The 9383-nt window shown below is 72.8% G+C and carries 7 protein-coding genes; 1 reads left to right on the top strand and 6 read right to left on the bottom strand.

Going from position 1 to position 9383, the window contains the following annotated elements; genetic code table 11:
* Positions 1-129: 129 nt before the first annotated feature.
* The 5 genes from pulA to V6U88_RS29990 form a co-directional block, all read right to left on the bottom strand.
* The gene (pulA, locus tag V6U88_RS30010; RefSeq protein WP_334458271.1) at positions 130-5628 is read right to left on the bottom strand and encodes a pullulanase-type alpha-1,6-glucosidase; all 5499 of its coding nucleotides are present in this window, start codon (positions 5626-5628) and stop codon (positions 130-132) included.
* Between the two features lie 148 nt (positions 5629-5776).
* The gene (locus V6U88_RS30005; protein WP_334458270.1) at positions 5777-6466 is read right to left on the bottom strand and encodes a cellulose binding domain-containing protein; all 690 of its coding nucleotides are present in this window, start codon (positions 6464-6466) and stop codon (positions 5777-5779) included.
* A 108-nt stretch (positions 6467-6574) separates the two neighbouring features.
* The gene (locus V6U88_RS30000) at positions 6575-7252 is read right to left on the bottom strand and encodes a hypothetical protein (protein ID WP_334458269.1); all 678 of its coding nucleotides are present in this window, start codon (positions 7250-7252) and stop codon (positions 6575-6577) included.
* Positions 7253-7496: 244 nt separating this feature from the next.
* Entirely contained in the window at positions 7497-7886 is a 390-nt protein-coding gene (locus V6U88_RS29995; protein WP_334458268.1) for a hypothetical protein, read from the bottom strand.
* Positions 7887-7922: 36 nt separating this feature from the next.
* Positions 7923-8579 carry a hypothetical protein gene (locus V6U88_RS29990; protein ID WP_334458267.1) on the bottom strand — a complete coding sequence of 219 codons (657 nt, stop codon included), beginning with the start codon at positions 8577-8579 and terminating at the stop codon, positions 7923-7925.
* A gap of 31 nt (positions 8580-8610) precedes the next feature.
* Here V6U88_RS29990 and V6U88_RS29985 point away from each other — a divergent pair, with 31 nt between their 5' ends.
* Positions 8611-8790, top strand: coding sequence for a hypothetical protein (locus tag V6U88_RS29985; RefSeq protein ID WP_179806561.1), 180 nt, complete (start codon positions 8611-8613; stop codon positions 8788-8790).
* 15 nt (positions 8791-8805) lie between these two features.
* Here V6U88_RS29985 and V6U88_RS29980 read toward each other — a convergent pair whose 3' ends face one another.
* Positions 8806-9174 (bottom strand): ArsC/Spx/MgsR family protein, encoded by a 369-nt coding sequence (locus tag V6U88_RS29980; protein WP_334458266.1) that lies wholly within the window; start codon positions 9172-9174, stop codon positions 8806-8808.
* Positions 9175-9383: the final 209 nt, after the last annotated feature.

The following is a 9383-nucleotide window of genomic DNA, read 5'->3' as shown; positions in this document are numbered from 1 at the left end:
CAACAACGACCCCACCAACTGCGCCGGCACCGTCAAGGACTGCTTCAACTGACACAGGCGCACAGCACGGATCCACACACAGGTCCGGCCCCCTGCCACCTCGGTGGCAGGGGGCCGGACCTTCGTCGGTCAGCGCTGGACGAAGACTGCCACGCTGCGCGCCGGCACGGTGAACGTGCCGGTCGCCCGGTCGAACGAGGACGTCCGCAGCACCGGGTCGGCCGAGTTCACCAGCACCGGGTGCAGCGCCACGTCCGCACCGCGCAGGCCGGTCACCGTCTGCGTGGCCTTCTCCGGCGTACCGTTGAACACGACAGTCACCGACTTCCACTTCCCGTCCAGCCCGCGGGCGTCCAGGGTCATGGTCAGCACGCCCGGCGTCTCGTTCTCGCCGGAGAGCGGGAAGGCGACCCGCCGCTGCACCTGGCCGGCGGTGGCCAGCCCGAACACCGGCGAGGACTCCCGGATCCGCAGCAGCTCCGCGTACCGGGCGTCGGCCAGGTTGATCGCGGCGCAGTCCGGCACCAGCTTCGGATCGGCCAGCAGCGGCTTCGCGTACGACCACTTGTCCTTGTTGTCCTGCTCCGGCGGGAGGCCGGCGCCGAAGCCGTTGCCCTGCGCGCAGTCCCACCGGATCTGGTTGAACCAGTCACCGGAGTTGTACGAGTTGCGGTCCAGCGACTTCGAGCGCAGCCGCTCGGAGCCGGTGGTGACGAAGCCCGCCCCCTGCCCGAAGGTGGTGGTCGCCAACGCCAGCACCTGCATCCGCGACCGGTCCGTCGCCGAGGTGCCCTGCGGCAGCTTGTACGCCAGCGCGTCGTACAGGATCTCGTTGTCGTGCGCGTCGACGTAGGTGACCGCCTCGCCCGGCGCAGCGGTGTAGCCGGCCGGCGAGCCGTTGTAGTCCACCTGGGCGCCGGTGACCTGCCGGCCCGACGAGTCGGTGAACCGGTAGCCCCGAAGGTTGCCGGCGAGTCCCACCTTGATCAGGTCCTGGTGGCGCAGCAGCCGCGCCTTCTGCTCGGCCGCCGTCCCGTTCACGGCGTCGCCGTTGGGGTCGGTGTAGAGACCGGACGCGAAGCCCTGGATGCGGGGGTTGGCGTCGAAGGGACCGCCGCCGCGCACCGCGTCGCGGAGCCGGTCGTTGAAGGTGCCGATGCCGGTACCGGCCATGTTGGCCTGGGTGGCCTGCACGAACCGGGCGTCGTTGGCGACCTCGCCGAAGTTCCAGCCCTCGCCGTAGAGCAGGATCTTCTTGCCGTCCACGCCGTCGCGGGCCGGGGTGAGCTCGTCGAGCGCGGCCCGCACGGCCAGGATGTTCGCCTTCGGGTGGTGACCCATCAGGTCGAACCGGAAGCCGTCGACCTTGTACGCCTTGGCCCAGGTCACCAGGGAGTCCACCACCAGCTTGCCCATCATGGCGTGCTCGGGGGCGGTGTTGGCGCAGCAGGTCGAGTTGGCGACGCTGCCGTCCTCCAGCAGCCGGTGGTAGTAGCCCGGCACCACCTGGTCGAGCACCGACTTCGGGTCCGCGCCGGAGGCTGAAGTGTGGTTGTAGACCACGTCCATCACCACGCGCAGCCCGGCGTCGTTGACCCCGGCGACCATCTGCCGGAACTCGGTGGTCCGCTTCGCCCCGGCCGGGTCGACGGCGTAGCCGCCCTCCGGCACGGTGTAGTGCAGCGGGTCGTACCCCCAGTTGTAGCCGTCCTTCTCGGCCACCTTGGCCACGCAGGCCTGCTGCTGGTCGGAGTCCGGCGGCAGCTTCGCCAGGTCGCAGTCGGGCTGCTGCTGGTCGGCCCGCTTCTCGGGGATGGTGGCGAAGTCGAACGCCGGCAGCAGGTGCAGGTAGTTGACCCCGGCGTCGCCGAGCGCCTTCAGGTGCTTCATGCCGGCCGTGTTCGGGTCGGTGAAGGCGAGGTAGGTGCCCCGCTTCTCCGCCGGCACGGTGGCGTCGGCGATCGAGAAGTCCCGCACGGACAGCTCGGAGATCTGCGCCTTGGACGCGGGCACCGCCGGCGGCTTGCGCAGGTTCGCCCAGCCGGACGGGGCCAGCGCCGGGTCGGACAGGTCGACGATCTGGCTGTGCGTGGAGTCCGGCGCGAGCGCCACCGAGTAGGGGTCGGTCACCGAGGCGGTGACCACCTTCTGCGTGGCCGGCTGCCAGGCCTCGACCTGGTAGCGGTAGTACTTCCCGGCCCACGCCCTGGTGCCGCGCACCGACCAGACGCCGGTGCGGTCGTTGCGGCTCATCGCCACGGTCCGCGGTTCGGCCGTCGGCGAGTCGAAGAGCTGCAACGACACCGTCCGGGCGGTGGGCGCCCAGACGGCGAGGGTGGGCACCCGGCCGGCGAAGGTGGCGCCCAGCTTCGCGTCGGTGGCCCGGGCGTAGACGTCGTCGAGCACACCAGGGATCTGCACGCCGGTCGCCCCGAGCAGCGCGCCCTCGGCGTCCCGCTCGGTCACCACCAGTTGCCCGCGCAGCGCCGCCGGGACCTTGGTCAGGTCGGCTCGGTCCAGTCCGAACGTGCGGTAGGACCACAGGTGCGGGAAGGCCGCGCGCTGGGCCTCGGTGAGCCCGTTGCGCTGCGCCCGCAGCGGCAACGAGGTGTACGTCCCGGCCAGCTCACCGTCGGCGATGCTCAGCCCACCGGCCGGGGCGGCCACCAGGGCGTACTGCTTGCCGTCGGTCGGTCCGGTCGACCAGGCGACGGTGGACCGGTCGATCCAGTGGGCCTTCTGCTTGGTGATGTCGAGGTCCCGGGCCGGGCCGGAGGAAGTGGGCGGCAGCAGCCGGCCCTTGACCCCGGCGAGCAGCCAGACCTCACGCCCGGCGCTGGCGAAGTCCAGCCGCTGGTCCTCGGGGTGATCCTTGGTGTCGCCGGAGTGGATGATGTAGCTCAGCCCGGTCGCGCCCGCGGCCAGCGGCACCCGGAAGACCGCGCCGTAGGCGTCGATCTTCTCCGGCCGCAGCGGGTTGGCCCAGTCGGTCGGGTTGGCGGCGCCGTCCCAGAGGTGCAGGCCCCAACCTGCGTAGTCGTTGTCGGCCTTGCGCCAGTGGATGAGCGCGGTGCCCTCGTCGACCGCCGGGTCCGGCTCGCCGGTGGCGGCCTGCCGAGTGGGGTAGAGGGTCGGGTCGCCCTGCTTGACCCAGACCTCGCCGGTCTGCGTCACGTCGATGGTGCGGTCGTTGGCGACGTCCTTGTTCCCGTTCTTGTCGACCACCAGGAAACCGACCGACTTGGCGCCCGGCTTCAGCTTGACCCAGGCGAACCGGCCGTAGGAGTCCTCACCGGCGAACGGCTGCCCCTTGGGCCACTCGGTGGCGTACGCCGGGTCGATGTCGCCCCAGGCGTAGAGGCCCCAGTCGTCGTACCCGCCGGCGGGTCGCTGGTAGTGCACGACCGCCCAGTCCCGGGCCGCGCTCTGCGCCGGGGTGCCCACGACGCCGGTGGAGCGGGCGCCGGCGGTACGCCCCTTGCCGTCGCGGACGACGGCCTTGTACTCCACCTTCGTCCCGCCGGGCAGGCCGGTCAGGTCGTGGTGGACGGTGTACGGGGCGGCGTGCGCGCTGCCCAGCAGCGTCCACCTGCCGCCGGCTACCCGGGCGGCGAAGGTGACGGTGGCCAGCGGGTCGCCGGTGACCTGCGCGGTGACGGCGGCCCGGGTGGCGACCGGGTCGGCGCCGGGCGCGGTGATGGTGACGCTCGGCGCGGCGGTGGCCTGCGGGACGGGCCGACCGGCCTTGAGGACCACGGCGGCCATCGGCGGCACGGTCAGGCTGAGTTCGCCGTCCGCGCCGGCGGTCGAGGCGGCCGCGCCGCCGTAGATGCCGGTGAAGGCGGTGCCGGCCGACCAGGTGTCGACGGAGACGGTCTGCGCGGTGGCGGCGTTGTTCACGGCCACCACGTACTCGGTGCGGTCGGCAGGGGTGATCCGGGAGAAGGCGAAGACGCCGGGACCGTCGGCCGCGTACCGGGTGACCTGGACGCCGTCGCGCAGCGCCGGGTGGGCCTGACGCAGGCTGCCCAGCTCGGCGATGGTGCGGTAGAGCGGGTGCCCGGTGTCGTACTGGTCGCCGGCGTGGGTGCGGGTGGTGCCGATCAGGTCGTCGTCGAGGTAGTCCGCCACCTTGGTGGCGAACATGTCCTGCCGGGCGTCCTTGTCCCCGCCGGAGCCGGTGAAGCCCTGCTCGTCGCCGGAGTACACGACCGGCTGGCCCCGGGTGAGGAACATCAGCTGGTGGGCGAGCTGGTCACGGCGCAGCTGGGTGGCGTCGTCGCCGCCGGCGGCCGCGATGAACGAGCCGATCCGGCCCATGTCGTGGTTGCCGAGGAAGGTGGTCAGCCGATTGGCGCCGGTGTCCCGGGCGGCGTACAGGTCGTCGCGGGCGTACACGTCGGCGAGGGCCTTCGCCGAGCCGTCGGCGGCGGTGTAGCCGCGCGCGGCCTCCTGGAAGGAGAAGTCCAGGGTGGCCGGCAGACCGCCGCGCCGCACGTACGTCGAGGTGACCTCCTGGTCGGCGCTGTAGACCTCGCCGAACATGAAGAAGTCCTTCTTGCCGGCGGCGTCGGCGGCCCGCTTGATGCCCCGGCTGAACTGCGGCCAGAAGTCGAGGTTGACGTGCTTGACGGTGTCGAGGCGGAAGCCGTCGACGCCGGTGCTGGCGATCCAGTCCCCGTAGGCCTTGGTCAGGCCGCGCACCACCTCGGGACGCTCGGTCCACAGGTCGTCCAGGCCGAAGAAGTCGCCGTACTCGCTGTTCTCACCGGCGAAGGTCGAGTCCCCCCGGTTGTGGTACATCGTCGGGTCGTTCAGCCAGGCCGGCACCTTGACCTTCGCGTCGGCGGCGTCGGCGAAGGTGGGGGTGTACGGGCCCGCGTCCGCGTTCACCTTCGGGAAGTCCCGGGTGCCGTCGGCGTAGTTGCGGTCCTCGAAGGCGCGCCCCTGCGCGTCGGTGTACGGCGAGGTCTTCTTGTCGACGTACGCGTACTTGTCCTCGGCGTACTTGATGACGTCGGCGGTGTGGTTGACGATGACGTCAAGGTAGACCTTGATGCCGCGCTGGTGGGCGAGCTTGACCAGCTTCCGCATCTCCTCGTTGGTGCCGAAGTGCGGGTCGACCTGGGTGAAGTCGGTGATCCAGTAGCCGTGGTAACCGGCCGAGACGTCCGCGCCGCTGCCCTGCACCGGACGGTTCTTGAAGATCGGGGCGAGCCAGATGGCGGTCGTCCCCAGGCCCTGGATGTAGTCCAGCTTGTCGATGACACCCTTGAGGTCGCCACCGTGGTAGAAGCCCTTGTCCTTCGGGTCCAGGCCGGTGCGGAGGCGGTCGCCGGTGAGCCCGCCGGAGTCGTTGCGCCGGTCGCCGTTGGCGAACCGGTCCGGCAGGACGAAGTAGAACTGCTCGGCGCGCCCGGTGCCGGCGCCCGCCTTGAGCAGTGCCTCGGTCGAGGGCTCGGCGCCCCACTGGGCGGCGCCGGCCGCCGCGAGGGCGTCGACGCTGGGCGTCCGGTCGGTGGCGTCCGCGCCGAGCTGCTGGACGGCGACCGGGGCGCCGACGAGGGCGAGGGTGAGGGTGGAGACCAAAGCGAGCAGTGCCTTGCGAGACATCGGCGGGGGTTTCATCGACGGCCTTCCTCTGGTCGCTGATTCGCCCGCACGCTAGCTCTTGCCGAAACATTCTGCAATACCTTGCAAACCGAGTCGTAACAAAGCAGCCTTCTTGCGGAACATGCCGTCGTTCCGGCCGTCCGAGAGGTGCGCGGAGGGTGGGTCAGAGCCCGGTGCAGGCGGTGCCGTCGACCGTGCACCCGCCCGGGCGGTTGTTGCCACGGGTGCGTTCGAAGTGGAACCGCAGCGGCACGGACGCGCCGCCGTCGAGGTCCACCCCACTGGTGTACGTGAAGACGCCGTCGGACACCCGGGCGTTGCCCTGCGGCGCACCCTCCACCCAGGAGGTGACCAGGCGGCTGCCGCTCGGCGGCACCAGGCGCACCGTCCAGGGGCGCGGACCGGCGGCGGCGTTGGCGAGCAGCACCTCGCCGATGAAGCCGTCGTCGTAGGCTTCCATCACCCGGTACCGCCCGGTGACCGGCGACGGGCGCGGGGGCGACGACGACGGGACCGATCCGGGCTGCGCGCCCGCGCCCCCGGCGGAGGAGGCGGGACCCCCGCTGGGCGTCGGCACCGGCGGTGGGTCGCTGCGGCGCGGAGAGAGCCCCGGGACGACCGGAGCGGGCACGGCGACCGCCGCCCGCGACGGCGAACCCGACGGCAGGTCCGGCAGCGCCACGGTCGCGGGCAGGTCAGTCGGCCCGGCCGTCCCCGGCTCCCGGCTGCGGGACGCGGCCAGCGCGACGACCAGCAGCACCACCATCACCACGACGCCGGTGGCCACCACGACCCACGGCGACGAGGCGAGCGCGGTGGCGCTCCGGGACGTGCGGCGACGCGTACCGGACATAACGCTTCCTCCTCCGTGCGGTCCGGAGAGCGTAGCCATCATCGGCCATGTCGGACAGTGCCAGGACCATCACGAATCCGCCCGACCGTACGAAGTGCACCCCGGCTCTCAGCCGATGGTGCAGGCGGCCCCGTTGACGGTGCACTGGCCCGGCCGGTCGCCGCTGCCGCTGCGGCCGAATGTCAGCGACACCACGGCGGTCTCCCCCGCCGGCAGCGGACTCGTGCCGCTCAGCACGAACCAGCCACTGCCCTGGGTACGCACCGACAACCCCGAGCTCGACGACGCCCGGATCGACTTGACGTTGCCGGTGAACAGCAGCTCCACCCGCCACTCCCGGTCGCCACCGGTGGTGTTGCGCACCGTCAGCTCGGCGGAGAACGAGTCCCGGTCGCTGGAGGTGGCCTGGTAGTGCGCGCTCACCCGGCCGGAACCCGCGGGGGCCGGCGCGCGGGTGCTCGGCGTCGCATCGGGCCGGCGGCTGCTGGCGCGCGGCGACGGCGTGGCGGTGGCACTGGCCTTCCGCGACGGAGTGGCCTCCACGGCCACCACCGGGGCGTCCGCGGTCGTCGTCGCGGACGATGTCACCGAGGGCATCCGCGGCAGGTACATCGGCGGCGCCGGCTCGGGCGCCGCCTGGTGCTCCGGTCCGCGGAAGGAGAGCAGGGCGACGACCAGCAGGACGGCGAGCAGCCCGACCCCGAGCAGCACGACGATCCACGGCACCGACGCGAGTACGGCGGGTGCGGATCGCGCCTCCGGCCGCGGGGCCGAGCGGTCTGACATGAGGTCTCCCTTGTCCGAGCAGACGCGCCAGCGTAGCCAGCGCCGCCGACGGACAGCAGCAGGCCCGCCCGGTACGACCCGTCCGGACGGCACCGACCGGAAAACGGCTGGTTACCCGAGGGCGGTTCGGGTCCGATCCGATCATGTCCACACCGACGCCGCCCACCGAACGGGTACCCGCCGAGTTCCGGGCCGACGGGCGCGGCGTCGCCCGAGGACGGAACCACCCTGCCGACGGCGGCGGTCAGCCCGCGCGGATGACGGTGCAGATGGCCGGACCGTCCCCGGTGGTGCGCAGCAGGTAGCGGTACCGCTCGCCCGGCACCGCCCGGCCCTGGCTGTCCAGGAACTCCCACTGCACGGCCACCATGGTCAGCAGCGCGGCGACCGGCTGCACGTCCTCGATCAGGGCGTGCGCCGCGATCAGCTCCCGCTCCTGGTAGTCCGGGGCGGCGCCGACGAAGGAGAGCGCGACGGCGGCCAGCGTGCTGAACGAGAAGCTGTAGGTGTCGGCGACCACCAGCCCGGGCAGGGCGTAGCAGCCGGCGAGGGCGGGTACGTCGCCGGCGGTGAGCGCCACGCCGTACCGGTCGAAGAAGTCGGTCAGCGTGTCGAGATCGGTGGAGGCTCTCACGCGTCACCAATTGCCGCCGCCGCACGTCGGCAAACCTCAGCGCGGCGGGATGTGCACCTCGATCTCGGCGCCGAGCTTGGCCTGGCCGGCCAGGTCGAGGTCGTCGCCGCTCCAGAACCGGCCCGGGTCGTACCAGTTCGGACGGCGACCGGCCGGCAGCAGCCCCATCGCCTCGTAGGTCACCGCCACCACCTCGGCGCAGTACGCGGTCTCCAGCGCCCGGTCCCGGGCCGGCATCCCGGCGCGGTCCCGGCGGCCCGGCAGCCGCACCTGCGGCACCCGGCCCCGGGCCCATCGCCACGCGAGCTGGGCGGTGGAGGGGAAGGGGGTGCCGTCGAGCCGGGCGACGGTGCGCAGCACCGCCTGCTCCATCGTGGCGTCGGCCGGCGGGTCGAGCTGGCGCAGCCAGGCGCGCTGCCCGTACCGGTTGGCCCAGACGCAGACCGCGTCGCGCAGGTCGTGCAGCTGCACGCCGCGCTGGTGGCTGCCGGTCCACATGTCCGGCAGGGACCGGCCCAGCTCGGCGTGCCACATCAGGGGCGGCATGTCGTCCAGCACCACCGCCATGCCGACGTGGTTGACCGGGCTGTTCGTGGTGAGCTGGATGGCCCGGTCGGGCACGCTCCGGCCGCGGAACACCCACACGTCTCCGGTACGGGTCAGATCGACGGCCTCGTCCAGGCTGATGCTCATGAGCGTCTACCCTAGGCCGATGCGGCAACGGATGCGGTGGTGGAAGGTACTCGGTCTGGCCGGCCTGGCCGGCGTCGCGGCGTCCGGGGTGGTCATCGCCCGCGCCGAGCGGCGCCGCCGGTCGTACACGCCGGAGGAGATCCGGGACCGGTTGCGCGAGCGGCACGCGCAGGCCGCGGGGAACGGCACGCCGGCCGGCGAGCAGGCCTGACCCGGCGGTCGCGGGTCAGCCGCCGGCGCGGCGCAGCGCCTCGTCGAGCGCCTCGGGGGTACGACCGACCAGCGCGCTGCCGTCGTCGAGCAGCAGGATCGGCCGCTGGATGAGCTCCGGATGCGCCACCATCGCCTCGATCCAGCGGGGCTCGGTGGCGTCGTCCCGGGGCCAGTCCGCCATGCCCGACGCCACGGCGGCCGGCTCCCCGGTGCGGCACACGTCCCAGGCGCGGGCGTTCAGCCGGCCCAGCACCTCGGTCAACTCGGCCGCGCTCGGCGGCTGCTCCAGGTACGCCCGCAGCCGGTACGGCACCCGCGCCTCGTCGAGCGCGGCGCGCGCGCCGGCACTCTTCGAGCAGGACGGGTTGTCCCAGATCTCCATGACCGACATGGTGGCAGACCACCCGCCGACCCGCCCACCCCCGTTCCCCCGTGGACGGTGCACGGGCATCGGAGCAGCGGTTTCCCGGCTACCCTCCCGGCACGACCGGCACCGGGCCGCTGATGCCGACCCGGGTGCGGCGGGTCCCCGCCGGCCTTCACCGGCGGGCCTGGCGCCCCGCACCGTGGCCGGGTCGATCTCTTCAGCGG

This window comes from Micromonospora sp. CPCC 205739 (assembly GCF_036906795.1).
Lineage (GTDB): Bacteria > Actinomycetota > Actinomycetes > Mycobacteriales > Micromonosporaceae > Micromonospora.
Note: the sequence above shows the minus strand (reverse complement) of the source record. Positions and strands in the feature narration are given on the sequence as shown.

Bases quoted from the DNA above. Each gene is read 5' to 3' on its own strand.
- V6U88_RS30005 (WP_334458270.1), bottom strand. From the start codon at position 6,466: ATGTCCGGTACGCGTCGCCGCACGTCCCGGAGCGCCACCGCGCTCGCC.
- V6U88_RS29985 (WP_179806561.1), top strand. From the start codon at position 8,611: ATGCGGTGGTGGAAGGTACTCGGTCTGGCCGGCCTGGCCGGCGTCGCG.
- V6U88_RS30000 (WP_334458269.1), bottom strand. From the start codon at position 7,252: ATGTCAGACCGCTCGGCCCCGCGGCCGGAGGCGCGATCCGCACCCGCC.
- V6U88_RS29980 (WP_334458266.1), bottom strand. From the start codon at position 9,174: ATGGAGATCTGGGACAACCCGTCCTGCTCGAAGAGTGCCGGCGCGCGC.
- pulA (WP_334458271.1), bottom strand. From the start codon at position 5,628: ATGAAACCCCCGCCGATGTCTCGCAAGGCACTGCTCGCTTTGGTCTCC.
- V6U88_RS29990 (WP_334458267.1), bottom strand. From the start codon at position 8,579: ATGAGCATCAGCCTGGACGAGGCCGTCGATCTGACCCGTACCGGAGAC.